The sequence below is a fragment of the Micromonospora sp. NPDC047644 genome (genome assembly GCF_040704315.1).
In the GTDB taxonomy this organism is placed as follows: domain Bacteria; phylum Actinomycetota; class Actinomycetes; order Mycobacteriales; family Micromonosporaceae; genus Micromonospora.
Window position 1 is genome coordinate 127,854 of sequence record NZ_JBEYSY010000001.1, and the last position, 24,917, is coordinate 152,770.

General features: G+C 68.2%; 23 protein-coding genes and 1 tRNA gene. 3 read left to right on the forward strand and 21 right to left on the reverse strand.

Features of this window, described 5'->3' with window-relative positions; genetic code table 11:
• Window positions 1-39: 39 nt before the first annotated feature.
• A complete protein-coding gene (locus tag AB0877_RS00645) occupies window positions 40-636 on the forward strand; it encodes an ATP-dependent Clp protease proteolytic subunit (protein ID WP_366606149.1) in 597 nt (198 codons plus the stop codon).
• A gap of 91 nt (window positions 637-727) precedes the next feature.
• Here AB0877_RS00645 and AB0877_RS00650 read toward each other — a convergent pair whose 3' ends face one another.
• The 6 genes from AB0877_RS00650 to AB0877_RS00675 all read right to left on the reverse strand — a co-directional run bounded on the left by AB0877_RS00650 (window position 728) and on the right by AB0877_RS00675 (window position 8,206).
• Window positions 728-1,954 carry a primary-amine oxidase gene (locus tag AB0877_RS00650; RefSeq protein ID WP_366605377.1) on the reverse strand — a complete coding sequence of 409 codons (1,227 nt, stop codon included), beginning with the start codon at window positions 1,952-1,954 and terminating at the stop codon, window positions 728-730.
• Window positions 1,955-1,965: 11 nt separating this feature from the next.
• A complete protein-coding gene (locus AB0877_RS00655) occupies window positions 1,966-2,667 on the reverse strand; it encodes a hypothetical protein (protein ID WP_366605379.1) in 702 nt (233 codons plus the stop codon).
• 64 nt (window positions 2,668-2,731) lie between these two features.
• A complete protein-coding gene (locus AB0877_RS00660) occupies window positions 2,732-2,860 on the reverse strand; it encodes a hypothetical protein (RefSeq protein WP_366605381.1) in 129 nt (42 codons plus the stop codon).
• Window positions 2,861-2,891: 31 nt separating this feature from the next.
• A complete protein-coding gene (locus AB0877_RS00665; RefSeq protein WP_366605383.1) occupies window positions 2,892-6,326 on the reverse strand; it encodes an RHS repeat-associated core domain-containing protein in 3,435 nt (1,144 codons plus the stop codon).
• 218 nt (window positions 6,327-6,544) lie between these two features.
• Entirely contained in the window at window positions 6,545-7,765 is a 1,221-nt protein-coding gene (locus tag AB0877_RS00670; RefSeq protein WP_366605384.1) for an MFS transporter, read from the reverse strand.
• Between the two features lie 365 nt (window positions 7,766-8,130).
• Window positions 8,131-8,206, reverse strand: a tRNA-Arg gene (locus AB0877_RS00675).
• A 627-nt stretch (window positions 8,207-8,833) separates the two neighbouring features.
• Between AB0877_RS00675 and AB0877_RS00680 the strand changes: the two genes are divergently transcribed.
• Window positions 8,834-10,174, forward strand: coding sequence for a hypothetical protein (locus tag AB0877_RS00680; RefSeq protein ID WP_366605386.1), 1,341 nt, complete (start codon window positions 8,834-8,836; stop codon window positions 10,172-10,174).
• An 89-nt stretch (window positions 10,175-10,263) separates the two neighbouring features.
• Here AB0877_RS00680 and AB0877_RS00685 read toward each other — a convergent pair whose 3' ends face one another.
• From AB0877_RS00685 to AB0877_RS00750, 14 genes are all read right to left on the reverse strand, one after another.
• Window positions 10,264-10,713, reverse strand: coding sequence for a SitI3 family protein (locus AB0877_RS00685; protein ID WP_366605388.1), 450 nt, complete (start codon window positions 10,711-10,713; stop codon window positions 10,264-10,266).
• Between the two features lie 13 nt (window positions 10,714-10,726).
• Window positions 10,727-11,113 (reverse strand): hypothetical protein, encoded by a 387-nt coding sequence (locus AB0877_RS00690; protein WP_366606151.1) that lies wholly within the window; start codon window positions 11,111-11,113, stop codon window positions 10,727-10,729.
• A 209-nt stretch (window positions 11,114-11,322) separates the two neighbouring features.
• Complete coding sequence (locus tag AB0877_RS00695) at window positions 11,323-11,850, reverse strand: DUF6244 family protein (RefSeq protein ID WP_366605389.1); 528 nt, start codon at window positions 11,848-11,850, stop codon at window positions 11,323-11,325.
• A gap of 179 nt (window positions 11,851-12,029) precedes the next feature.
• Entirely contained in the window at window positions 12,030-12,245 is a 216-nt protein-coding gene (locus AB0877_RS00700; RefSeq protein ID WP_366605391.1) for a hypothetical protein, read from the reverse strand.
• Window positions 12,242-12,934 carry a phosphotransferase gene (locus tag AB0877_RS00705; protein WP_366605393.1) on the reverse strand — a complete coding sequence of 231 codons (693 nt, stop codon included), beginning with the start codon at window positions 12,932-12,934 and terminating at the stop codon, window positions 12,242-12,244. Before AB0877_RS00705 ends, AB0877_RS00700 begins: the two co-directional genes overlap by 4 nt.
• A 337-nt stretch (window positions 12,935-13,271) precedes the next feature.
• Window positions 13,272-14,627, reverse strand: a complete 1,356-nt coding sequence (locus tag AB0877_RS00710) for a serine hydrolase domain-containing protein (RefSeq protein ID WP_366605395.1) — start codon at window positions 14,625-14,627, stop codon at window positions 13,272-13,274.
• A complete protein-coding gene (locus AB0877_RS00715) occupies window positions 14,624-15,547 on the reverse strand; it encodes an HEXXH motif-containing putative peptide modification protein (RefSeq protein ID WP_366605397.1) in 924 nt (307 codons plus the stop codon). Before AB0877_RS00715 ends, AB0877_RS00710 begins: the two co-directional genes overlap by 4 nt.
• Window positions 15,548-15,649: 102 nt before the next feature.
• Complete coding sequence (locus AB0877_RS00720) at window positions 15,650-15,814, reverse strand: hypothetical protein (protein WP_357186169.1); 165 nt, start codon at window positions 15,812-15,814, stop codon at window positions 15,650-15,652.
• Between the two features lie 111 nt (window positions 15,815-15,925).
• Complete coding sequence (locus tag AB0877_RS00725; protein ID WP_366605400.1) at window positions 15,926-16,831, reverse strand: protein kinase; 906 nt, start codon at window positions 16,829-16,831, stop codon at window positions 15,926-15,928.
• Window positions 16,828-17,463 carry a hypothetical protein gene (locus tag AB0877_RS00730; RefSeq protein ID WP_366605402.1) on the reverse strand — a complete coding sequence of 212 codons (636 nt, stop codon included), beginning with the start codon at window positions 17,461-17,463 and terminating at the stop codon, window positions 16,828-16,830. Before AB0877_RS00730 ends, AB0877_RS00725 begins: the two co-directional genes overlap by 4 nt.
• 9 nt (window positions 17,464-17,472) lie before the next feature.
• Complete coding sequence (locus tag AB0877_RS00735; RefSeq protein WP_366605404.1) at window positions 17,473-18,201, reverse strand: hypothetical protein; 729 nt, start codon at window positions 18,199-18,201, stop codon at window positions 17,473-17,475.
• Window positions 18,198-18,821 (reverse strand): hypothetical protein, encoded by a 624-nt coding sequence (locus AB0877_RS00740; RefSeq protein ID WP_366605405.1) that lies wholly within the window; start codon window positions 18,819-18,821, stop codon window positions 18,198-18,200. The genes AB0877_RS00735 and AB0877_RS00740 overlap by 4 nt, the downstream gene beginning before the upstream one ends.
• Window positions 18,797-20,695 carry a radical SAM protein gene (locus tag AB0877_RS00745; RefSeq protein WP_366605407.1) on the reverse strand — a complete coding sequence of 633 codons (1,899 nt, stop codon included), beginning with the start codon at window positions 20,693-20,695 and terminating at the stop codon, window positions 18,797-18,799. Before AB0877_RS00745 ends, AB0877_RS00740 begins: the two co-directional genes overlap by 25 nt.
• Window positions 20,696-20,731: 36 nt before the next feature.
• Window positions 20,732-21,166: an NUDIX domain-containing protein gene (locus AB0877_RS00750; protein ID WP_366605409.1), complete on the reverse strand. Its 435-nt coding sequence runs from the start codon at window positions 21,164-21,166 to the stop codon at window positions 20,732-20,734.
• Between the two features lie 537 nt (window positions 21,167-21,703).
• On the opposite strand from AB0877_RS00750, the gene AB0877_RS00755 reads away from it, so the two are divergent.
• Window positions 21,704-23,080: a helix-turn-helix transcriptional regulator gene (locus AB0877_RS00755; protein ID WP_366606153.1), complete on the forward strand. Its 1,377-nt coding sequence runs from the start codon at window positions 21,704-21,706 to the stop codon at window positions 23,078-23,080.
• A 5-nt stretch (window positions 23,081-23,085) separates the two neighbouring features.
• Here AB0877_RS00755 and AB0877_RS00760 read toward each other — a convergent pair whose 3' ends face one another.
• Complete coding sequence (locus AB0877_RS00760) at window positions 23,086-24,888, reverse strand: prolyl oligopeptidase family serine peptidase (protein WP_366605411.1); 1,803 nt, start codon at window positions 24,886-24,888, stop codon at window positions 23,086-23,088.
• Window positions 24,889-24,917: the final 29 nt, after the last annotated feature.

Below are 24,917 nucleotides of genomic sequence, written 5' to 3' on the forward strand. Positions count from 1 at the left end.
CCCACCGCCCGCCGGCACGGCGGAAGGCGGCGGTACATGATGGGGTACGGGGTGCAGATGCTCAACGGCGGGCAGCCGACCTTCGGTGACCAGGTGTTCGAGCGGCTGCTGCGGGAGCGGATCGTCTTCCTCGGCACCGAGGTGACGGAGGAGTCGGCCAACCAGATCTGCGCGCAGATCCTGCTGCTGGCCGCCGAGGACGACGACCGGGACATCTACCTCTACATCAACTCGCCGGGCGGTTCGGTGAGCGCGGGGATGGCGGTCTACGACACGATGCGCTACGTCCGCAACGACGTGGCGACGCTGGCGCTCGGCTTCGCCGGCTCGATGGGGCAGTTCCTGCTCTGCGCGGGTGCGGCCGGCAAGCGGTACGCGCTACCGCACTCGCGGATCATGATGCACCAGCCGTCCGGTGGGATGGGCGGAACGGCCGCCGACATCACCATCCAGGCGGAGAACATGCTGCACGTGAAGCGGACGATGCAGGAGCTCATCGCCCAGCACAGTGGACGTACCCTCGACGAGATCCAGCGCGACTGGGACCGGGACCGGTGGTTCACCGCCGAGCAGGCCCGGGAGTACGGCCTCATCGACCAGGTGGTCACCCGAGCCGAACAGCTGCCGACGCTTTGATCAACGGCTGGTGGCCGGGAACCCGGGCCGCCGCCCCGGGGCTGGACGGCGTCAAGCTCATCTACGCCGCCTGAGTCGCCCACCGCCCCGCTCAGGGGCGGCCGTTGATGCTCGCTCGCGCGCTCGGTGCCAGCGGGTTGGTGGCGGTCAGGTCCCGGGGCAGCAGGTCGAACCCCTGCCAGTGCACGCGCATCGGGCTCTGGTCCTCGTCCCGCGGCAGGTGGTGGAAACCGATCCGAACCCAGAGCACCGGGTCGGTGAGCGTCTCGCCGTTCACGTAGTCCACCACGGACCGGGCCGCGCACTCCGGGTCCAGGTTGAACGAGGCGAACTTCTCGCAGGCCCGCGCCTCGGTGACGGTCAGGTCGGGTGCCATCTCGGGCCGGCTCTCGTAGTCGTCGTTCGCGCCGGTCACGAGTTGGTAGGAGCGCGGGTGCCCGTCGGCGTTCGGCGCGGCGTCGCTGACGACGCGCCACCACCTGCGGTTCGCGCCGGTCAGCGCCCGTTCGGTGGGAATGGCGGTGCGGGTGGTGGCGAGGATCGCCGAGCGACGGCCCTGCTGCCCGGTGGGCGCGGTGTCGAACTGCTCGACGCGTTCGCTGCCCAGGCCGGGATCGACCCGCCAGATTGCGTTGTGGTGATGCGCGGCCGCGTGGTCGGAGGTGCCCGGGCCGATCGGCTGGCCGTACCGCGCGGAGGTGTAGTCGGTCGGGGACAGATCGCCGGTGGCGCCGAGCCGGGCGGTGAACCGGCCGTCGTCGCCGAACCGGTACTCGGTGACGTACTCGTACCAGCCGACCTTGGAGATGGTCCGCAGCACCAGGTCGACTCCCTGGCGGGAGTAGAGGTAGCCGTCGACGGCGACCCGTTGCGCCGGGCCGGTGGGCTCGGCGACGACGCAGAGGACCTTGCCACTGTCGTACGCCGCCCGCCGCGACCCGCCGGGGCACTCGCGCTCGGGCAGACGCTGCATCGCGTCGCCGCCGAAGCCGTACGAGGTGATGTCGTTCCACTCGGTGGTCCCGGTGTCGTACGGCACGTTGAGCTGGCCGAGCGTCACCGACTCCAGCACTGTGGTGACCGGGCCGCCGCGGAAGCTCAGCCGGACGTCCTCCAACACCAGCCCGGTCTGCGGGTCGACGTGCCAGCACATCTGCCAGCGGGCGCCGCCGGGCAACGTCTCCCGGACGGTGGCCGCCGGGCCGCAGGCCGACGTGGCGGGTTCCTCGGCGTGGCCGGCGCTGGCACCGGCCAGCCCGGAGGCCAGGATCACCGACAGCGCGGCGGACAGGGCGAGGGCCAGGGTGCGCTTGGTCATCGCGGGGCTCCTCAGGGCAGACGGACGACGGTGCCGGCGGACAGGTCGACGACCAGGTCGGTGAGATCCACGTAGGGCTCACCCGGCCGGTGCAGGAGCAGCAGGACGCAGCGGTGCACCGCGCACGGCTTACCGGTGTAGGTCTGCGCGCCCGGCTCAAGCTCCGCCGCCGACGCCGGTGCGGCGCCGGTGGCCTGCCGGAACCGCTCGCGCATCAGTTCGCCGAGGTCGTGCCGCCAGAGCAGGTCCACCGCCGTCGCCACCTCCCTCGGGGTGGCCGGCGGCTGCATGCCGGCGGCGGCGAACGTGCCGGTGACCCGCCCGGCGGTGAGGTCGACGGCGACCTTGACCAGCTTGTCGCCACGGTAGTCATAGGCGAGCACGTCGGCTCGGCGTGCGCTGCCGTCGCCGTCCGCGCGGCGGACGGTCAACAACTCCGGCCCGGCCGCTCCGGTGACGTCGGTGGGCCCAGCCGGCCCAGCGGTCGCCAGCCCGGCCAGTGCCAGCTCGCGGGCCCGGTCGGTCTCGGCCGGGGTGAGCGGGTCCCGCCCGGTGCCGGTGGCCGGCACCGGAACCTCGGGCGGGTCGGTTATCCGGGGGACGACGAGCGCGGCGCCGGGATTCTCCGCGCCGGCCGACGAGCCGAGCACCCAGCCCAGTGACCACATCGCGACCACCGCCGCGACCATGGCCGCGGCTGTTCTCTTCTGCATGTGCCGGCCCCCCGTGAGTGTGCCGGGCCGGCCGGTCGTGACCGGCCGGCCCGGATCGTGCGTGCTACTTGTTACGCGAACGCAGGAACAGGATCACCACGATGGCGACCGCCACGAGGACGAAGAAACCGACCAGCACAGGTGTGGCGACTGGTGACTTCGGTCCGCCAACCACGGCGAGGTTTTCGAGCATGTCCATCTCCGTCCGATGAGGAGGGTGCGGGTCAGAACTTCTGTGTTCCCGAAATGCCCAGCGAACAACCCGCTCCGGTGCTGCCCGGACTGACCGAGGCGCTGTACTCGTCCTCACCGGTCGCCGCGGACTCCTCGACGTTGGCGTTGAACGGCCCAGCGTGACACTGTCCGTATCCGCTGACGCCCTCCTCGACGGTGCCGCCACCGATCTCGCTGTTGAAGCCACCACCGGCGCCGACCCCGATGGTGCCGGTGACGCCCTGGTTGCCCTGGTCGTCGATCTCGTAGTTCAGACCGGCGCAGATGACGTAGCAGACCTCGAAGCCGATGCTGGCCACCACCAGACCCGTCGGGTCCGAGTTGTTGATCGGGTCGGCCCCGGCGAACGCGTAGCGGTTGCCCACCGTCGGGTCGCCGATGGTGTTGAGGCTGTCCTGCTGGGTGAACCGGCCGGTCTCCGGGTCGTACCACCGCTTGCCGAACTTCGTCAGCCCGGTGCTGGCGTGCCGGAGCCCGCCGGCGTAGCCGATCGCGAACGAGTTGACCACCGGCTGGTTGGCAGTGGTGTTCGTGGTGCGGCCGTACGGGTCGTAGGTCCAGTGGCCGGCGTAGGTGCCGTTCTGGTTGGTCAGGCCGACCACCGAACCGTTGCCGTCGATCGTCGGGAAGTAGTGCACCCACTTGCCGGTCTTCTTCTCGGCGACCCGCACACCCACCAGCGCGCCGGTGCCGTCCCGCTCAAGGTAGTGGGTGTCACCGTCGACGGCCTGGTAGTCCTCCAGCGAGGTGCCGCCCTGCGAGCCACGACCCCAGGCGAAGTACATCTGGTCGTTGTCGTCCTCGTCCACCCAGACGGACTGCAGCTCGGACTGGTCGCCGGTCAGGTAGTGGAAGTAGGCGTCCTTGTTGCCACTGGTCCGGTTGCCGATCGTCTGTCCGGCCGCGTTGTAGTCGGTGCTCCGGGTGGCCGAGCCGTTGAGCTGGTTGCCCGCGCCGTCGTACGAGTAGCCGCTGGAGGTGATCTGGTTGGCGGAGTTGAACGTCAGGCGCTGCGTCTCGGTGCCGTTGACCTTGACGGTGGTGCGGTTGCCGTTCGCGTCATAGGTGTAGTCGAACGTACCCGGCGCCAGGTTGGTGGCCTTGGTCAGCCGGTTCGCCTTGTCGTACGTGTAAACCTGCACGACACCACCACGGTGGTGCTCGGTCTGCCACTGGCGCAGGGAGCTGTCCTGGGTCGTGTCGGTGGTGTTGCACGCGGCGGTGCCGACCCGCTTGCTGTAGCAGTACGAGACGTCGTACGTGACGAACTCCTGGTCAGCGTTGTTCACCCGCTCCCACCGCTTGCTCGTGGTCCGGGTGATGCGGCCCGACTTGTCGTAGGTCAGCTTGGTGTGCGCGGTGGTGGCCGGTCCGGCGTCCTCGACGCTGAGCTTCGTGTCGGTGCGTCGACCCTCCTTGTCGTACTCGAAGGTGTAGGTCGCGCCGTCGACCTCCATCTTCTTGAGCAGGTTGCGCTTGTCGTACGAGTAGACGGTGTCGCCCCGGTAGTCACCGTGCAGCTTGGTGAGGTTGCCGGCCGGGTCGTACGTGTACTGCGTCAGGTAGTAGTCCGGCCCCCGCTGGACGAGTCGGTTGAGCCGGTCGAAGACGAACGTCTCGCTCTTGCCGCGGGTGCGCTCGACCAGGTTGCCGGAGCCGTCGTACTCGTACTCCATCGACTCCGTGTCGTCGGAGTACGTCGTCCGAACGAGGCGGTCGTCGGTGTCGTACTCGTTGGTGGTGACCCGTCCGCCGCCGTCGCTAGCGGTACGCACCCGGCCGAACGCGTCGTAGGTGAACTCCCGCTTGGCCAGGCTGTTGCCGGTGGGCGGGGTGATCGTGATGAGCTGCTTGTCGCTGTTGTACGCGTAGTTCGTCGGGTTGCCGGTGTTCGCCGGGTCGGTGGCGGTCTTCACAGTGCCGTCACTGTTGTAGTCGACCTTGGCCTCGGCCGCCTCGGCGTTCTTGGCCGACATCTTGTTGCCGGCGCCGTTGTACGAGTACGAGCTCTGGTTCTTCTGCGCGTCCCCGCCGCTGGAGGGCTGGTAGCCGGCGGTCGGGTTGGACGACGTGGCCGCGTTGTTGTACGCCGCCGAACTCGACGCGCCGGTCGGCGTGGTGGTGGAGGTCAGCGACTGACCGTTGTTGGCGTCGTACTTGTTGCCGACGCTCTGCCCCATCGCGTCGGTCGAGGTCGCCACGTCGTGGTACGGGGTGTAGGAGCGGCTGCGCTCGTTGCCGTCCGGGTCGACCGCCTTGGTGATCCGCTTGTCACTGTCGGTGGTGTAGGTGGTGTGCGCGACATCCGACACCCGCTTGGTGATGTCGGTGTTCGGGTCGGCCACCTGCACCTCGGTGGACGACGTGTACCCCCACCGGGTGATCGCGAGCCGGCCGTCCGGGTTGTCCACCGACTCGTTCTCCAGCACGCGGACGACCGCGGCGACGCGGTGCAGGCTGTCGTACTCGACCCGGGTCTCGGTGCCCGGCTCGGAGGAGAACCCGGTGCTGATCCGCTTCACCCGCTGGGACGAGTCGTAGGCGAACTTCACCGCGCGCCCGGAGGTGGGCATGATCTGCGTCAGGTTGCCCGCGTTGTTGTACGAGTAGATGACCTGGCGCGAGTTGGAGGCGTCGACCGCCTGCTGGAGTCGCTGGATCCGACCGTTCTTGTACGTCACCACAGCGGTGCGCGCGCCGGTGGAACCCCGGTCGGTGACCACCTTGGTCAGCTCGCCGGAGCTGTTGTACTGGTAGTCGATGACGTTGTCGTTGCGGTCCTCGACCTTGTCGAGCAGCCCGGACGAGGTGAAGTACATGTCGCGTCCACCATTGTTCTCGGTGAACTTCCAGCCCGAGCCGTCCTGCTTCAGGGTGCCCTTGAACTCCTTGGGCGTGTCGTAGCCGCCGCTGACCGGCGTGAACGTGCCGACCAGCCCGTCCGCTGCCGCGTACGTCACCGAGTTGTCGTCGTTCTTGATGAGCTTGACGTCCGGGCCGGTGCGCGACCGCCAGCCGCGCCCGTGTGCGCCGGTCTCGATGTCGCTGCCGACCAGCAGGCTGTTGAACGCCGCACCCAGCACCACGTTGGTGCTGATGCCCGGCAGCACCAGGTCGGTGGTACGCAGGAGGAGGTTGCCGGAGCCGGCGTGGACCTGGAGCACCACCCGGTCGGACAGGTCGAACGTGGTGAACGTCGCGTTCGTACCGGCACCCGTTCCCTTGGGCACCTCCACCGCGCCGGGGACCATCGCGAGCGTCCCGTTGCTGGGGCCGAGCGCGAGACGGCCGGAGCCCGGCGAGCCGGGCTGCACCGGGGTGGCCTTGGGGGCCTTCTCCGGAGCGGCGAGCGCCGGCCCGGTCACCGGCATGAGAACGGTCGCGGCGGAAACCGCCGCGACCGTGAACACTCTGAGAACGCGCACTACCGAACCTCCCCGTAGTCATGGCAAAGCACGGGAAGGCTCCCATCGAGATCACTGGATGGTCTGCCCCGTCGGCGTCGAATGCGCAGCATCCTCCATTGAGGACGATTGCTCTTAGGCAACTAACCGATGTCGTGGTATTAGATCACGGGCGGTGATCGAGCGGGGTGCCGGAGGGCGCGCCTGGAGAAGGCGAAGAGACGCCCACCGAACCGTGATCACGACTCTCGGCTGGAGCGGGCAAGCTCGTCCTCGACGAACGCGGGCTTGGCCAGCGTGATCGCCGGGATGGCCGCCACGAGCGCGACGGCGAGCAGAAACAGCAGCGGCACGGTCCATCCGCCGCTCACGTCGTGCAGCAGCCCGACGAGCAGCGGACCGAGCGCGCCGAGCGCGTACGCGACCCCCTGCGCGAAGCCGCTCAGCGCGACAGTGCCGCGCTGGGTTCGGGTGCGATCGTTGATGAGTATGAGGCTGATCGGGAAGAGGATCGACCCCGAGCCGATGAGCAGCACCCAGAGCAGGGTGAGTGTCGCGGGCGCGAGCAGCAGGCCGAGGTAGCCGAGCACGAAGCTGGCGGCACCGGCGGCGATCAGCCGGCTGACAGCGCCCAGCCGCGCGACGAGCAGGGGCGCTACGAGCGCGATGGGCGCGCTGATGATGCCGGTGACGGCGAGCAGCACTCCGGCCTCGGTCGGCGTCGAGCTGGCGATGTCGCCGAGAATCTCGGGCAGCCACGCGAAACACGCGTAGGTGAGGATCGTGCTGGTCGAGAACAAGACGGTGATCGACAGGGCCACGCGTGAACGCCACAGTCGCGTGACGAGGGTGGTGGGCGCAGACCCGTCGGCGTCGGCGTCGGCGTCGGCGTCGGCGTCGGCGTCAGAGAGTCGCGCGCGGCGCTCCCGCGCGATGATGACGAGCCACGGGACGAGCGCGACCACCGCGGTCACCGCCCATATGCCGAGCGAGAACCGCCATCCGACCTGCTCGGCGACCGGAGCGGCGACCGCGGCGGGCAGGGCTGTGCTCACGCCCAGGATGCAGACGTAGACGGCGGTCAGCAGCGCTACACGGTCGGGGAAGTAGCGCCGCACGATCGGCGGCAGCAGCACATTGCCGATGCCCGTGCCGGCGAGCGCGACGACACTACCGATGAGCAGCACCGCGTAGCCCGGGGCGACTGCGCGCACGAGATGGCCGACGGTCATGAACAGCAGCGCCAGCACGATGCCGCCGGCGAGGCCGATGCCGCGGGCGACGCGCGGCGCGACGAAACCCGATACCGCCAGCAGGATCGGTGGCATCGTGCCGAGCAGCCCGACTCCGATGTTCGACATCGGGATGTCCGCCCGGACGTCGTCGAGGATCGGCGACATCACCGCAACTGTCTGGCGCAGGGTGAGCGCCACAAGCACGATGCCCAGCAACGCGGCCACGCGCCCGACCCAAGAGGTAAGGGGTTTGACCGAAGGCACCCCCTTACCCTAGTGCTTCAGGCGGGATCGTGATCATCACGTTTCGATGAGCGCCCGGCAACGTCGTCGCCGGACCGTCAGTCGTCTACGTCGCGACACCGGTAGGACCTCAGTCGCCGTTCCTCAGCGCTCGCGGCGAGGCGGCTGACCGATCGCGAGGGCTCGGTTGATCAGGCTGGCGCGGTCGTCGCCCGCTGACTTTGCCGGCGCGCACGGCACACCAGAGCCCCTGGCAACTCACGGAGAAGCCGCGGAGGAAGTCGCTTCCTGCGGAAGCGGCGGGGCCACGCGAAGTGCCAGATCATCGAGGTGATCCGCGTTTCGCCTGGTGCCCCCGGCAGGATTCGAACCTGCGACACACGGTTTAGGAAACCGATGCTCTATCCCCTGAGCTACGGGGGCGCGAGCGCCTAGTCTAGCGACCTGGGGTTCACCTGGGGTGGCAGGGAGTGGCCCACGTTCACCCACGTTCCCCGGACCGCCGTTCTCCCAGCCCACGACCACAGCCGGAGCACACGAAACCCGGGTTGCGACCGGCGGTCGGCCGCGGTGACCCGTGTTGGCACCGGTTCACCCGGGTTGGCATCCGCTGGAGAGCACACACCGCGCACAACATCGGAGATCATGACGTGCGCGCGACCCGAGCCCGGGACCGCCAGCCGCAAGGGGCGCGGCTCCGCGAGCTTCGTTCGCTGGCTCAGGTTGTCGGCGTACCGGTCCGAGTACAGAGGCAGGTACGGCTTCAAGTGCCGCGGATCTTGACCTGTGCACAGCGTCGCGGCCCCCTCGACTTGGCGACGGTCCAAGCCGGTGACGTGCGCGCCAAATGAGAGCCACGCGACCAGCGTGGGCAGCCGAAATGAGAGCGAGGCCCCCGGCCACCCCGAGTCCAAATAATGCATGGACACTCGCCAACCTTGAGCCTATAGTCGCCGAGTTGTCCGACAAGGATGGCATTGGCTCTGATATAGGAAAGACTTAGTGACAGAGCAGATCTCTCGGAAGCCCCGGGGGCAGGGCCCTCGTGCCATGAGGGCAGCAGCGCTCCGCGCCCTCGAGGAGGGGATCGTCCGCGAGCACCAGGAGAGGCAGAAGCGCGAATGCCAGCAGGCGGAGGCGATCGACAGGTTGGTTGCTGCCGCCGCCGCAACCGGAGCGAACCTCACGCGAGGCGACCATCGCCTGGCCCTGCGCTTTGAGTTGGCCGGACAGCCATTCGAGGCTCCCCTTTCCGACGACCGCCCAGGGTCGATAGACAGTCTGACGGCGATGGTGGGGCCCGGCTTGGTGATTCTCGGTGCGTACAGCGCGTTCGCCCAACTTGACCAGGGCTACATCGAAGCCCTCGTCGTTGGAGCCGGCCCTGAGCCGGAGGCGGACACCGTAGAGGAGTGGCACCACTGGGACAGTTACCGCCCCGGAATCATCCGCGCGGTAGCCCCTGACGGTGGTTGGCGAATCGAGTTGTCGCCCGGCTCGGCGGCATTTTGGTGCCTGCGCCGCCGATTTGTCGATATGAGTAGGGAGTTCAACCGGGACGAACCGACGTATACCACACTGAAGATCAGTGGCAGGCCGCTATCCACCCCGGACGAGGCCTTGAAACTGCTGACTCTTGCTGCCGGTTCGTGGTCTTTTGACATCGACGGGGAGTGCGGGCTGGGTTTCCGTCTTGCGCTGCGTCCGCCGTGGCCGCTGCCCGACCGCCGGCCTAGTCCAAGGCGGGCACGTCCTGCGGCAATCGAGCCCTCTGTTGAAGTGCCGTCACGGGCGTATGACTCCGAAGCGTTGGCGTTTTACTGGTACGCCCGGGCCATGCCGCGTGCCCCGTTTGTGCAGTTCCTGGCCTTCTACCAGGTGCTTGAATACCACTTCACCCGCTACGCCCACAATCGAGGCGTCCAAGAGGTGGCCGCGCTACTGGCCAGCCCAGGCGCGGATTTACACAGTCTTGCCTTCCATGCCAAAGTCTTCGACGCGATCGCCCAGGTGGCTCGGTCACAGCGCACCGAACTGGCCCAGCTACGGGCCACGATCGAGGCCACGGCGACGGCAACCGGACTCAAACAGCGGATCTTGTCCGACCCGGCCTTGAGGGCCCACCTGCGAGCCAACGCCGTGACCGGTGTCGCATCTGTACGCGTCAACGCCAACAGCTCGCCCGCCTCAGTTGTCGAGGCCGTCGCCAAACGCGTTTACGACCTGCGCTGCATGGTGGTGCACAGCAAAGAAGGCGGCGGTGCCACCGCGCAGGTACTGCTGCTGCCGCAGACGCCCCAGTTCCTCGCCGTCGAGCGTGACTTGCCGTTGATGCGCTACCTGGCGCGAGCCGCTTTGTCGGCTAGCAGCTCACCGCTGCCGCCCCTGTGACACGCGATCGACGCCGCGATGCCGGCGATCCGACTCCGATCGAGCGGGGGTGAGTGCCTCTGGTGGGTCCAACCGAGGACGCAGGCCCGTCAGGGGTGAAAAATTCTGTCGTAGCTGTAGTCGTACCAGCCGTCGGTGTTGTGCTTATGAAGGGTGCCAGCGACGCGTGTCAGCATCAGCACGTCGCCGTTGAGGGTCAGGGCGGCGTCCTCGGCCCTGACGGCGAGGATTCTGGCCACGGTCGCCAGCATGTGGGGTTTGCCCTTGTCGGCCAGGGTGTCCTTGCGCATGTAGAAGCTGACGTCGACGTAGGTCTCCGGCTCCCACTGCCACAGAGCGCCACCGTCGTCCTCGGCGCTGTAGTAGCCGTGCCGGCCGCCGGTGATGTCCACGACGTACCCGTGCTCGTCGTTCAGGTCGGCACTGAGCATCCTGCCGCCGGACGCCGTGGACGTCTCGACCGCTCCGGGAGCAGCCAGTTCCGCCACCTGTTCGAGTGGGATGTTGCCCGCCAGCGTCAGCCGGTACTCGACAGCCATTTGCACCCCTTCATCAGTCTCGCCGGATGATCTGAATAATCGCACCGTCGCGCGTTACCGCCGCCAGTTCCTTCAGCCCTGCTACGGGCCAGTCGTGGAACTGCTTGTGCAGGGCGGCGAGGTCTCCCCGCCAGTCGTGGAGGTTCAACATCACGCGTTGGGTCTGCTCCGCGTCGACCTTCCTGGACACCGCGCTCCAGACGGCGCGGGCCGGCACGGGGGCAGTGGGCGCGTAGCAGTCGAAGACATGTCCCTCGATGAGGAAGTCGGGTGCCTTTTCCGGCCTCCCAGAATCCCCGGTCTCGCGTCGCGCGTCCGCGACCTCCTGCCTCGTAGGGTTCTGGTGAACCCGGTACCCCTTGCCGGCGACCCTGTCGGCACACTCGTTCTCCAACTCCAGGGCACGCCGCTCCCGTGGCTTCTCGTTCGCGGAGATCCGGGTTCGACGTCCGGCAGGTGACCTGCCGAGCAAGCCGGTGGGACGCCTGGTCCACGGGGTTCCTGCGTCAGTGTCCGTGGAGACGGTGCCGCCCGGGGTGGGGGTCGTCGGGGATGGGCTGCCGGTGGTAGCAGGGGCAGGGCTGGCCGGTGGATGACCGCCAGCCCCTGTTAGTTTCCCGACGAGCCCAGCTGGCGGGCCTGCGCGATCGCCGCTTCGACAGCCTGCCGGGCCCCGCCCGTTCGCTGAACCATCAGCACCAGGACCTGCTTGATGGCCTCCAACGCCTGCAACAGCGGCCCAGGCTGCCCACCCTGCAGGACCACGGCGACGAGCTGCTGTGCCTCACCGACTCCAGTGATGGCCCCAGCCGCTGCGTCACGGGCGGCGTCCATGGCGCTCTGCACGGGCGCCAGGCCGGCGATCGTCTCCTGCGGGGTGGCCTCGTTCGGCACCGCCGCGGTGGCCTTCGTCGCCTCACCGATCGAACCGGCAAGACTTCCCAGGCCGCCCTGGATGCCCGTGATCGCGCTGCGCAACCGCGCCACACCCGCCGCCACGGCGACGAAGCCCGCGCCCGCGGCCCGTAACGCCACCTCCTGCGCCTGGCTGTCGGCGGCGGCTGCCAACCCCTGCGCGCGTTCGACCCCGGTCATCAACGCGCGGAGTTCACCGGTGATCTTCTCGATCTGCGACACGTGGGCGGCACCTCCAATCGATGAAAGCGAAAGTGGTCGACAGCTGAAACTACCGGGCTCCTTGCGAGGCCACTAGACACCGACGAGGTCGTCGACACCACAGACCGACCCCCTAACTTTCGGTCATCTCTGCATCTGCGAACAGATGCAGGGTGTCGTTGTGGCTGGTCAGAGTTGGATCATGCTGACCTCGCTGCAATGAGCCGTTGTACGCGGGTGCCGGCGGAGGTCCAAGCGGCCTCAATGATCGGCAGACAGCGCCTCCGGGCCGGGTCGTCCTCGGGCAGTTCGTGGTGCAGGCGCAGCTCGCGGGTCAAGACCATAGCGAGGTTGAGCGCGAATGCGGCCTCGATGCCCGTCTCACTCACGATCGCCTCGATGCGCTCGCGGATCAATGGTGTACCTGCGCCGACCTGGGCGTGGAGCATCGCAAGGTCGAAGCCAGGAAGGAACAGCCCGGTGAACTCCAGTCGACTAGCACCGCCGTGGTCTCGGCCTCGTCATCGCTGTCGGAACGGCCGGCATTGAGGAGGAGGATGTTGCTGGCCAGCGGGTCGCCGTGATTGAGCTGTGCCGGCGCGTCGCAGCGGGCCAGCAGACTGTCCAGAGCCTCTCGTTGGCCCTCAGTGAGGTATCCCTTGGCCTGGTACCGAGCCAGGCGGTCGGAGTAGTCGAAGGTGGGCGAGAACCGGACGGCCGGGTAGGTCCACTCATTCAACGCGGTGATGCAGTCCAGGACGGCGTCGACCTCCCGGGTATCGAGCTCTCGCTGGGGGTAGCGTTCGACCGCGAGGGGCGATGCGTCAACCCATTCCAGGACCAGCAGCCGGTCACGGTCGGTATGGAGCAGCCGAGGAACGCGGACAGGCGGTGTGGTGTCACCGAAGACCTCGTACACGTCCAGCTCGTGCCGCCACTTGGCCGCCCAGAACGGTTCCGGGTCGATCAGATATTTCACCGTTGCCGGTTCGCCGCGGAACGAGCCTCGCGCCAGTAGGGTCTTGTCCGTGCGCCGTAGTACCGTGTCGATGCTCAGCCCGATCGTGACTGCTGAGCCAGGCAGATCAGGCGGCGTGTGCGACATCGGCGGTCTCCTTGATCGAGTCGATGAGCCGTTGGCGAAGGCTGATCTCGAAGCGCTCCCCGTGCTAGACCACGGCGATCTGCCGACCCGTTGCCCATTTTGGGCTTTTCTGTGTCCGTCTGATTAGTGGAATGTTGATCGTCGAAGATGGTCGAGCTTCTGGGAGTACGAATGCTCAAGTGGAGCCCGAGCCGAGATACAGCCCTCGACGTAGTAATCAAGAAGCTTGATAAAAGCGGGGTAGCTCACATCAAGCCCGGCTGACAACGGCCGGCCAGGGGCTCCGTGTCGGATCGGGACGCTTGAGAACCACCGACGTTGTAATGGTGGCAGTCGGTCAATCGGGACGTCGTCGATAGTGCAGCCCTGGTGCTCGATCGAGATCAAGAACAAAGCCATTGGGCACTGGCAGATCCTCATCCGCCGAGGAGGTATCGAGTGTCAGCGTGTAGCCGTCCGCAACGTACGTGGACCCGGTGCAGGTGAGTCGGTCGAGGGTTCCCCGACGCCACAAGTACAGCGAGCCCGCACTGCGGGTCAGGCGTACGGTGCCGGGAACCTCGTCCCCGACATAGGTGCCGAGCGACGTGTGAGCCGTTTCGGTGTCGGCGCTGCCCGTGGAGGTGGTGGTCTTGGGCGCAGGAAGGCTTGCCAACGCGCGAGACAGCAGTTGGCCCGTATCAGCGCCGGATTCATGGGTGGGGTCGGCGAGGGCCGCGGCGAGCACCTGGTCGGCGGCGATTCCGGCGTGGTTTGACAGGCAGGTAACGCGGAGCCCTGAGTTGGTGAGGTGTGCGGCGGCGGAGAACCCCTGTTCGTGGCCAAAGTGGAAGACGGCGGTGCGGCCGGGGCGCGGATCGGCGTACAGCCCAGCGCCGTATTTGAACGGTGCGTGGTCGCTGGACTGGTAGTCGAGGTGCTGTTCGAACGGGAGCGCGGCGTCGACCGAGGGATGCCATTCGTGCCAGAGGTGGGCGAGCCAGCGGTCCAGGTCTGCGGCGGCGCACCACAGGGAGCCAGGGCCGGGCAGGGTGACCGGGCGCTGCTGGTGCTGCCATCCGCCGGCGACGGCCTGGTAGCTGGCGGCGGCGCCGGGGATCACCTCGCGTGGATTGGCCCTGAAGCGGGCCGAGGTCATGCCGAGCGGGGTGAAGACGCGCCGGTCTGCGATCTCGTGGAATCCCGCGCCGTACGCGTGCGTGAGGACTTCAGCGAGAAGGAGGTAGCCGGTGTTGCTGTACAGGAAGTGGCCCGGCTCGACGGCTCGGTGCCGCTGGCGGTAGGCGAGTTGCAGCAGGTCGTCGGCGGTGTAGTGGTCGAGTTCGCGGAAGCCGGCCAGGGACAGGAGGGATTCGGCGTCCCGGACGCCGCCCCGGTGCTTGATGAGGTCGCCGATGGTGACATCGGGGATGCGGAAGCGGGGCAGGATGTCGCCGACGGGCCGGTCAAGGGTGACGAGACGGTCGCGGGCGGCGCGGATGCACAGGTACGCGGTGATCTGTTTGGCGACGGAGCCGATGTTGAAGGCGGTGTTCTCCCCGATGGGCGCGGCGAGTTCGAGACTGGCCAATCCAGTGTGCGCCTGCGCCGTCGGATGGCCGGCCTGGCCGACGCGCAGGATGACGCCGGGCTCGCCCAGCCGGACCGCGAGGGCGGTCTCGGTAGCGGGGACCGAGGTGTCGGTGGAGTTCACAGGCTGAGGGCTTCGCGGTGGACAGAGCGCAGGCGTTCCCGCAAGGCGGGGTCGTTGATCAGGGCGAGTGCGCGGTCGTGGTCGGCGGCGGTGGTGGCAAGCAGTCCGCGCTGCTGGTCCAAGTAGGCGGTCAGGAATCGGTACAGGTCGCCGCTTGTTTCGGGCAGGACACGAGCGGCGTAGATCATGGTGAGGGGGAAGGCGAAGCAGGCGTGCAGGAAGCCGAAGGCGGGCCTGCTCGTCTCCTTCCAGGGGGAGTAGAACCTGACTTCGTCGCTGATCTCGCAGGCGGTGGCGCCAAGGGCGTCGTTGAGCCAGTTGTGGCCCGCCTCGTGAATCAGGTCGCGAGCCAGGACGACGGGCTCGTTGATGTGGTCGCAGAAGATGGTGCCGGGCAGCCGGCTGAGGGTCCAGCTGTCGAGGGTGTCGCCGAGCTTCTTGTGGCGCAGCAGGCAGACGACGACTGCGTGGCCGGCGAGAAGGTCGGCGAAACCGGTCTTCGCGCCGTTGGCGTATGCGGCGGCGGCCAGTTCCCGTAGGTCCGGCGGGGCGGCGGTGGTGTCCGAGTTCAGTACGTAGTAGGGGGTATCGGAGATCGTCGAGCGGGGCAGGCGGTCCAGTTCGGGGGCGAGGACGATGCGCGGACCGACGGAGGTGGCGGTCGATAGCGCTGAGGCGTTCGCGTCCGGGTGGGCGCCGTACCAGTTGAAGGTGGCGGTCTCGCGGGAGCGGGCGGCGGCCTCGGCACCTTCGAGGACGTGGTGGGCCAAGCAGTAGTCGGCGGCGTCCGACCCCGAAGAGTCGGGGATGTTGACGGTCGGCCGGGCGGCGGGCTTGAGGGCGGCGCGTATCCGGCGAGTGCGGTCGCGGTGGTGGGCCTGAATGGGGGCGAACGAGAAGGAAATGGCGGGCGCTTCCACGGGGTGGGTCCTTCCGACGGGCTAGGGCTGGGGCCGGCCCCGTGAGGGTCCGGCCCCAGGAGGTACTCACCGACGGCGCGCCGTCGGTGTGATGCGGGGCGTTCAGACGTCGGTGCCCTCGGGTGCCGCGGTGCTCGCCGGGGCCTCAGCGGTCGGCCAGCCCTCGGCGGAGACGCTGGAGGTGTGACGGGTGCTGCGGACGGTCTCGTCGTCGCCGCGAAGGTCGTCCACGGCGGCGAGGAAGTCGCTGATCCGGTCGTTGTCCATGAGTGCGCTCGTCCTTTCCGAAAAGGGGTTTAGGTCGTGCACCTTCTGGAGCCGATTCCTGTGGCGGCGAGCGGGCGGTGGGCACCGCGTCTCCTTCCGATGGGTGGTGGGTCAACTGCTGCGCTGGGCCGGCGTGGCGGCGGGAGTGGCCGCCTGGCGCAGGGCGTCGCGCAGCTCTCTCATGGCGGGCCGGTCCTCGGGTGCTTGGGCGAGCGCTGCGGTGATGATCGGGCGGAGTCCGGCGGGCGCGGTGTGCAGCAGGGAAGGGCCGTAGCGGGGGATGTCGGCGCACAGGTAGCGGTAGGTCAGGACTCCGAGGCTGAAGGTGTCCGCCGCTGGGGTGGCGCGGTCGTAGGAGGTGGCGTACTCCGGCGGCCAATGCACCTCCGGGCCCCGAGCGGCGGGGCCGCGCGAGGTTTCTGTCCGGCGCGCGGCGCCAAGGTCGGTGATCAGCCCGTGGCCGTCGTGGATGAGGATGTTCTCCTGGTAGACGTCGCGGTGCACGATCCCGCGTTCGTGCAGGGTGCGCAGACCCTCGGCGACGTCGGCCAAGATACTGAGCCCAGCCGTCACCTGGTCTCGGTTGAGGGCGGTGGTGAGGTACCGCCCGAAGTTGCCGCCGACGAAGTGGGGCATGGTGTACCAGTCGAACCGGTCGGTGCTGCCCTGCTCCAGCAGGGGCACGACGTGCTCGGCGCCTTGGGCGGCGTGGGTTACGGCGATCTCGTGGCGGAAGTCCTCACGGGTCAAGGCCCTTTCGGCCTCGGTCATCTCCGCGTACCAGTAGAAGCCGTAGGCGGCCTTGCGGGTGGCCTCGTCGAGGTCGGCCAGAACGTGGTTGCTGCCGAAGCCGGCCTTGAGAACCACCGGAGGCGTCCCGTTGCGGCTGGCGAGCACGAGCGTGCTGGCGCGAGTGAAGCAGAGGAGGTCGTGGACGTGCCAGCCGGCGTAGCGAAGCTGGTCAAGGACCCAGGCGGCTGGGTGCATCGGGTGCAGGTGCATGGGCTGCCTTCTCATGTTCGCGCCGCATCCGTTGCGGTTTGGCGTAGCCGCTCCAGGCAGGCGGCGGCCAGCCGGTCGAGGTCGGGCTTGGTGGTGCACGGGCGGCGCAGCACGGGCAGGCCGGTTGCCTCGGTCCACGCGTTGACTGCCTGCTCGTACAGGTCGGCATACCGAGCGGCGGTCGGGCGGTCCTCCCCGAAGCGACGCGTTGTGGGCCGCTCGGACAGCCGGGCATGGCACAGCTCGGGCTCGGTGGTGAGCAGGACGATCAGGTCCGCCCGCGCGGCCGTGACCTCGGCGAGCTGCTGAACGTAGTGGGCGACAGGACGGTCGTGCAGCAGGGCGATCAGGCAGGCGGTCGACAAGGTGAGCCGGTCGGCGATGACCGGGCCGAGGGACAGCGCGGGAGCGAGGTTATGGCGGGCATGGAGTTCCAGGTCGCGGCGGACCGCGGCCACCGCCCGCACGCCGTCTGCTGCTGGACGGCCGGCCCGCAGGCTGACGATGGAGCGGGTCGCTTCCAGCGACAGCCAGGAGAATTGGCCGATGTGCCCGAGGCGGATGCTCTCGCAGGCGGCGTTGGCCAGGATCCGGTCGCGTAGCGTGCTCTTCCCGGCTCCAGCGATTCCTTCCAAGGCCAGCAGCATGCCTCGCTCCTAGTTCTTCTCGGCGATCAGCCAGCTGATGAACTTCGCGACGCGGCCGAGAGAGACCGGTTTGGTGCCGTGAGTGAGCTGGGAGCCGTAGAGCAGGGCGGTGCCGGGGGCGGGGCTCACGCTCCATCGGGTTCGGGGCATGGCCGCATACCAGTCAGCGGAGTGGTCGGCGCCGTCGTGGGCCAGCCACATACCGCCCGCGTATCCCTGTTCCCGGGCGTCGTGCTCCAGCCGGGCGTTCCACAGGCGGTCGCTGGACGTGCTTTCGACGTAGAACGCGCCGCCGGCCTCGGCCTCACGGATCACGACGCTGATGCCGGCGATCTGTCGCGGCCAAGCGAGCGGGTCGGGGGCGATGCCGTCGAGGTGGCCGGTGATGTGCTGGCCGGGGCCGTACTCGACGTAGGTCCACGGCCGACAAGCGGTGATCGACGGCATGACGCGGGACAGAGCGGGGCGGGCGCGGTCGAAGGCATGCTGAAGCAGTGCCTCGGCTCTGTCCGGGATCCTTGGGACCTCGATCCGTCCGGCCGGCTCGTAGACGGCCATGGCCTGCTCCTTGGAGCGACCGGGGATCTCATGGATGGAGTTGGCCCGCCTCGCGCCGAAGCGGAGCCGGGCCTCATCGCTGAGGAAGTCGTTCATCATGGCTGCGAGCTGGTCCCGCTCCTCGGTGTCGACGAATCCCTCGACGCTGCCGACCGCGACGGTCTCGGCGATGTGAATCACGAGTAGGTCCTCCTCGTCTCGAGCACGCGGCGGACGTCGTCCAGGCCGGTGCAGTGATTGAGCCAACTGGCCACAGGGTGGTGAGGGTTGGCGGCCGGATTGGCCCACAGGGCCAGCAGCTCGCCGGTCAACGGCAGCTCCTCCGCGCCGGGCAGCGGCTCCCACACCGTCAACTGGTCCAACGCCGGGCACCAAGCGACGTGCTGTGTGGCGAAGGCCCGCCCCAGCCGTGCCGCCGCCGCGAGCCGGCAGGAGCGCAGGAGCGTTTCGGCAGGCTCAGCCCGCTGGTAGCTGCGGTGCTCGGTCTGCGCCCATCCAGCTCCGACCGCTGCGGCTGCGACAACAACGCGGCAGGTAGCACAGCACGCGCCGTTGGCCATCGGGCACGGATGATCATGGGCGGGGAGGGTGGCTGCGACCTCAACGAGGGCCGCCCAGGCGGAGTCCGTCAACAACTCACTGACGGTGCTGCGGCCCGAGTCCGGGCCATGGTTGCAGCACACCGGACCAGGCCGGCGCGCGGCGCTGGGAAGGAGTGCGGGCTCGATGAACAGGGCGTGGAAGTACACGATCCGCCCCAGCAACTGATGGATCGTCAGCGAGGCCGTGACGCTACCCACGCCGCCTCCTCGCTGGTCGAAGCAGTGCTCTGAGGTGCTGGGCAATAGCAACCGTCCTCGGTGGGCCGCTCGCCGCGTAGCGCGTCGGTGACGGCGCGGGTGGCCGCGTCAACGGCATCGAAGTACGCCGGCCAGCCGTGCCTGGTGCCCCGGCGCAGCACCAGGTCGAGTACGGGGCTCGCACGTCCGGTGGTCTCGCACCTCAGCTCCGCACGCCCGACGGCCACCTGCACGGCGGCGGGTAGGTCGGTGGTCACAGCGGTGATCGCGCGGCATAGGGCGGCAGCAGCTCGCGCGTACTCGGTTCGGTCACGCGGAAGGATGCCGACCCGGCGCTCGGCGGGCGGCAGATCAAGGCCTGGATAGAGATGTCCCTGGCAGCTGTCGTACGTGATCAGGCGCCAGTCCTGGGTGACGGCGTCGACCAGGGAGCGGACGCCGGGCTCGATCGCCCCTCGCCACTGGGGGTGGGCCGGGTCGAGGTCATCGGCCTCGTGCACGCCGGGCAGGCCAACGGTGTTGATGTTGCCGTGCGAGCTGGTGCGCAGCCGTACAGGTGGGCGGTTCGCCTCGGGGTGGTCCCAGTGGGCGAGGAAGGAGGCGACGTCACGCATGCTGTTCGGCATACGCGGGTGCGAGCGCACCTTGCGGCACCAGGCCCCTGCCGGGTGGGCGGGCTGGGCGAGGAGTGCGGCGATGCCGTCGATCATCCGCATCCGGTAGTCGCAGTAGGCGTCCTGGTCACCGGCCTGGTCGTGACGCCAGCGGGTGGCCACGCAGCCGCCGCCGCACGTTGACTGGTACGTGCAGGTGGTGCACCGCTCCATCAGGGCCTTGCCCTGGTTCAGCAGCGGCAGCCGCCGCTGAGCCGCGACGACCGCCTTCTGTCCGGAGGGCTGGTCCAAGAGGGTGAGCTGGGCCTGCGGCCAGGGCAGTTCGTCACAACTGCCGAGCCGTCCGTCCGGATAGAGCGTGAAGACGTGGTCGCACTTCAGGTTGGAGAAGTGACAGAAGCCGGTATCCAGCCCGCGCAACCGTCGAATGGTGGATACGGACGGTTCTAGCTTCAGCCGGGAGAAGTGGCCAGCGCCGATCCAGCGAACGGTGGCGGCGAGTACAAATTCGGCGTACTGGTCCGGGGTGGTCGCCCACCCGGGCCCTTGCGAGCCGCGCAGAGCCGCGCGCTGAAGGATCCGGCTCGCGGGAACGCGCTGCCCTTGGGCAGCGGTAGGGCCTTGAACGGAGGAATCGAAGCAGGGTACGAAGCTGACGGCGTTGACCGCCTCGAAGCCGGCGAGGTGGTCCAGGACGGCCTCGGCACGGCCGAGCACGGTCGGAGTGACCGCGGCGATCACGCCCACCTTCCGGCCGTGCCCAGCCAGCAGCCGCAGGGCGTTGGCCACGCGCGGGTAGACCGGCTGGCCGTCGTATCCAACCCGCCAGGCGTTGCCCGCCGCGTCCCCGTCGAGGGAGATGCCGATCTGGAGGCGCGGGTACAGGGCGTCAAACAGATCCAGCCACTGCTCATCGAGCAGCATGCCGTTGGTTTGCATCGATACCCGCACGACGCTGGGCTGGGATGCCAGTTCGCGCAGGACCTCGGCGACATGGTCGCGTCCGGCCGTCAGCGGCTCGCCGCCATGCAGTTCCACGGCGAGCGGACGCCCCGAGAAGAGCTCGGTGAGTCGACGCACTTGACTCGCGTCGATCCGGGCTCCGCCCGGGGCCTCCTTGCGTTTCTCGTAGCAGTACAGGCAGTCGATGTCGCAGGTCTCACCCCGTAGCTTCAAGATCACCGATACGGCACTGTCGGCGTCTTCGACGTCGAGGCCGCGGTACAGATGGGCCATCGGGTGATCGGTGGTGCCGTACATCGGCTGCCTCCCAGGGGTGGCCGTGACCGGACGGGGTCAGTCGTACAGGCGTCCCAACAGGGCGCCCTGGCCGGACTGGAGGATGTGGGCGGCCTCCAGCGGAACCCAGAAGCATTCGAAGTGCGTCGGCTCCTGCTCTCCGTCGTGGTCCTCCTGGCTCATCCACCGCTCCGACGTCGGCTCGGTCAGTTCCAGGTGGAAGACGTGGCGGCGTTGGAGCTCGAACCGGTACGGGCTGATGTCGTACTCGGTCTCGCCGAGCTTCCGCACGATCTTGAAGTCCTTCAGGCCGGTTTCCTCGCCGGCCTCGCGCAGCGCCGCAGCCTCCGGCGTCTCGCCGGCGCGGATGCTGCCGGCCGGAACCTGGATGCCGACTTCCTCGTAGCTGTAATCGGTGTGCCGGAAGACCAGCAGCTTGCCGTCACGTACGACGTAACAGAGAACCTTTTCCTTGGTGATCCGCTCCGGCATGGGAGAACCCCTCTTCATTCGTTGACTTCAGAAGCTCGTAGGCCCGGAGGTATTAACGGAACCGCATGCGGTACTGAGCAGCGCCCGCCGACCTGCTAGGCAAACGACCTTGAGTCTAGGTTTGGTAACCGAACGTCATGAAGAGCCAAGTGATCCATCAGGAGGGGCGTTGCACTGGGCTCATCGCCTGATGCCCGAGCTGCGGGCTCTATCCCAATCCCAGCACCCGTCACGACCACGGAGGATGGCTTCGTCTCGTGCTCCATAACCACCTCCGAGGGTTCCTCAAGATTCGAAGCGGATTTGACGAGTGGTCGGTATCCGGTCCTCCACACCCTCGCCCTTCGAGCCGCAGTCGTGAACACCGAGCATGCGGACGGAGTGGTTGTCCGCATGGCGCTCGCCCCGTGAGCGGGTTCGGATCGACACCCTTTCGTCGTTCCTGGTTGCGCCGCGCCGAACGCTGAGTGACCCTATGTGCGCGATGTCCACGCTGCTCAATGCCATCCGGAAGTGGGCAGCCTGAAAGGCGGTGTCATGGGCCAGACCCCGCGGGCGCTTCAACCGTCCATGTCTGAGCGACACTTCTTCGGCGCCGAGTTGCGTCGGCTGCGGGAGCACGCCGGCTTTTCGCAGGCGCGGCTGGGTGCCATGATCCGATTCAGTGCCGACCTGGTGCGTCGAATCGAGACGGCGGACCGGTTCCCCTCGCGGGACTTCGTCGAGGCATGCGACAAGGCGTTGACGACCGGTGGCGCCTTGATGCGCCTGCTACCGCTGCTCGAGAAGAATCGGATCAACGCGGCCAAGCTGGCGACGGCGCCGACGAGCGCCATCACCCTGCTCTCCACTCAGCCGGCGGATACCTCGGGGTTGACCGACATGGTCGTCCGGGTTCCGTTCCAGCCAGGTGTCCTCGATCGCGCCGCTCTGGACTGGCTGAACGCTGCTGCGGGACCCCGACTGTCTGCCGCCGGCCGCCCCGGCTCACCTGATCAGGTTCGCGAGGAGGACCTCAGCTCCGCTGAGACCGCTCTGGCGATGTTCCGGCAGCTGGACCACACCCACGGTGCCGGACGAGTCCATGCCCAGGTGCAGCGGTACGTCGAAGGCGAACTAAACCGATTGCTGGCAAACAGCCCCGCCTCGGAAGCGATCGGTCGGCGCCTGTACAGGCTGGCGGCGGGCTTCTTCGAACTGTGCGGGTATCAGGCAGTCGACACCGGAGCCCACGGTCTCGCGCAGCGCCGCTACTTGCGCGCTCTGCGGCTGACGCGGGCCGCCGACGACTGCCTCTACGGCAGCTACCTGCTCGCCGTGAACATCGGCCACCTGGCACTGCACTGCGGTCATCCCGAGCCGGCGCTGCGGATGGCGCTCACGGCGGTCAGGGGTAGTGAGACTCAGGCGACGCCCGCCGTGGAAGCCGCGCTACACGCCGTGGTGGCGCGGACGTACGCCCGCCTCGGACGCGAAAGCGACTGCATGGCCCACCTCGAAGTCGCAGAGAGGCAACTGAATCGCAGCAGGACCGAGGACGAGCCGCTGTGGATCCAGTACTTCGATCCGGCCTATCTCGCCGACGAGCTTGCCCACTGTTTCCATGATCTGGGCCGGCCGCAGCAGACCCAACGGCACCTGGGCGATGCCCTTGCCGCGCTGAGTCCCACACATGTCCGCCGACTGGCCATCGACACCGCGCTCCTGGCCTCATCGTTGGCTGCCGCTGGCCGCATCGACGAAGCCTGCGCCGCCGGCCGAGTGGCGGTGGATCATGCCGCGCGGACCACCTCGCACCGCTGTTTGGAGCGCATCGTTGAGGTGCAAGCCGATCTTGAGCCCTACCGGTGTGAGCCGGAGGTCCGTGAGTTCGGCGAGTACGTGCGTTCTCAACTACCGCTGGCTGCGGTGTAGTTCCCTTAATCGGCAGCCGCAGCCGTCATCACGAAACGGTAGTGCGCGAGTTCCGCTTCCAGCGCCGTGCCCGCCTGGGTGGAGGTCGCGACGTAGTGGCCGACGTCGGGGAGAAGCAGCATGTCGTGGGGCACGCTGTGAGCTGTCAGCTGATCGGCGAGTTCCCGCACATCCTCGACCACCGCCACGTCATCGGCGGTGCCGTGGACGAGCAGCACCGGCCGCTGAACGCTTGCGGCGTTGACCCGCCCGGCACCGCCTCGCAGCCGTCTGGCGTGCGCGCGCTGGAAGCGGGGCACGGTTTCCGCCCAACGGTCGGGATCCACGATCGCTGACACGGCCGTGGCGGCAGCGAACGGACCGCTCTGCGCCACGGCGTGCAGGGCTGTGTATCCGCCGGCGCTGGCTCCGCGAATGAAGACCTGACCCGGTACGGCTCGTCCTGTTGCGAGCAGGTGGTCCGCCACCGCCGCGCAGTCATTAACGTCGTCGAGGCCCCACCGGCCGTACAGCGCTTCCCGGAAGACCCGGCCGTACCCGGTGCTGCCGAGATAGTCGACGTCCACGACGGCGAACCCCCGACTGGTGAAGAACTGCGCCTGCCAGTCCAAGCGCAGGAGGCACGAGGCGGTCGGCCCAGGATGCGCCCTCACGATCACCGGTGCCCGCCAGTCCGCCGCCGAGGCCGTTGGCGGATACACCAAGGCAATTACCTCTCGATCACCCGCGACATGAACCCGCAGTTCCGTCGGCGTCGATACTTGCGCCCCGTCGAGTTTGGCGTGCTCCGACCGGGCAAGCACCTCCACCTGAGGATCGGCGGCCGTGAGGTGCACGAGCGCGACCTGTGGGGCCGCAGTCGGCGACGCCCCGATCAATGCCACCGTCGTTCCTTGAGCGGCCAGATAGGGCTTGATGGACGTATATGGAAGGTCGACCGGGCGAACAGTGCCGTCAGGGTCGATGACGATGAGGCGGTGCCGCGGCCCGTCCTGCACCGCCACGACGATCCGGCCGTCGTCAAGGAAGTCGTACGACGCGTAGCCCAGCTCCCACGGCTCTGCGGCGCACTCACCCGCGATCGGTGCCACCCGCTTCACCTGGTGGCCGTCCCACCGGTAAAGGTTCCACCAGCCACTGCGGTCTGACACGAAGTACAACGCCCCGTCGGGACCCCACCTAGGCTCCACCGCCGACTCTTCCGAACCGCCGGCGAGCATTACCGGGTTCCCGACCTGGCCACGCGGCGAGTAGGAGGCGACCCATATCTCACACCTATCCCAAGGCATGTCGGGCTCGCTCCAAGTGGTCCAGGCCAACATGCCTGAACCCGGCCGCGGTGCGCCGAGAAATCCCCGGCATGTTGCGAGAGCCCGTATGTCCGGGACGCCTGTGAGCGACACCGCGATGAGGTCGTCACCATGCTCTGACTCCCGCACAGCCAGTAACTCGCCGTCGCCAATCGTCAGGTCGCCGAAGGATCCCAGACTGATCAACTCGAGTTGATCGTCGTGAAGACGGCTCCGGTAAAGGCCGTCTCCGCCGACGCACCACAACGTCCCGTCAATGACAACGAACGCCCCGCCTCCGTACGCGTGAACGCCGCTGGTGACGTCGAAGCCCTCCGGACTGACGTCTCGCGCACCCTCGCCGGGCCGCCAACATGTCACCGTCGCGACCCCGCCGACTTCGGGGCGGGTCTCCAACCAGTACAGCGCGCCATCCCCGGCACGCAGCTGGTCATAGCTCACAGAGGCGCGAACCGCGTCCTCCGTCGAGACCACAGCGATCCTGTCCGCCAGCCTCACGGGTCCTCCTCGAACAACTTCCGTACGCG

Coding starts and splice junctions, on each gene's coding strand:
- AB0877_RS00645 (WP_366606149.1), top strand. CDS start 40: ATGGGGTACGGGGTGCAGATGCTCAACGGCGGGCAGCCGACCTTCGGT.
- AB0877_RS00650 (WP_366605377.1), bottom strand. CDS start 1,954: ATGACCAAGCGCACCCTGGCCCTCGCCCTGTCCGCCGCGCTGTCGGTG.
- AB0877_RS00655 (WP_366605379.1), bottom strand. CDS start 2,667: ATGCAGAAGAGAACAGCCGCGGCCATGGTCGCGGCGGTGGTCGCGATG.
- AB0877_RS00660 (WP_366605381.1), bottom strand. CDS start 2,860: ATGCTCGAAAACCTCGCCGTGGTTGGCGGACCGAAGTCACCAGTCGCC.
- AB0877_RS00680 (WP_366605386.1), top strand. CDS start 8,834: ATGAGGGCAGCAGCGCTCCGCGCCCTCGAGGAGGGGATCGTCCGCGAG.
- AB0877_RS00685 (WP_366605388.1), bottom strand. CDS start 10,713: ATGGCTGTCGAGTACCGGCTGACGCTGGCGGGCAACATCCCACTCGAA.
- AB0877_RS00705 (WP_366605393.1), bottom strand. CDS start 12,934: ATGTCGCACACGCCGCCTGATCTGCCTGGCTCAGCAGTCACGATCGGG.
- AB0877_RS00720 (WP_357186169.1), bottom strand. CDS start 15,814: ATGGACAACGACCGGATCAGCGACTTCCTCGCCGCCGTGGACGACCTT.
- AB0877_RS00725 (WP_366605400.1), bottom strand. CDS start 16,831: ATGAGAAGGCAGCCCATGCACCTGCACCCGATGCACCCAGCCGCCTGG.
- AB0877_RS00730 (WP_366605402.1), bottom strand. CDS start 17,463: ATGCTGCTGGCCTTGGAAGGAATCGCTGGAGCCGGGAAGAGCACGCTA.
- AB0877_RS00745 (WP_366605407.1), bottom strand. CDS start 20,695: ATGTACGGCACCACCGATCACCCGATGGCCCATCTGTACCGCGGCCTC.
- AB0877_RS00750 (WP_366605409.1), bottom strand. CDS start 21,166: ATGCCGGAGCGGATCACCAAGGAAAAGGTTCTCTGTTACGTCGTACGT.
- AB0877_RS00755 (WP_366606153.1), top strand. CDS start 21,704: ATGGGCCAGACCCCGCGGGCGCTTCAACCGTCCATGTCTGAGCGACAC.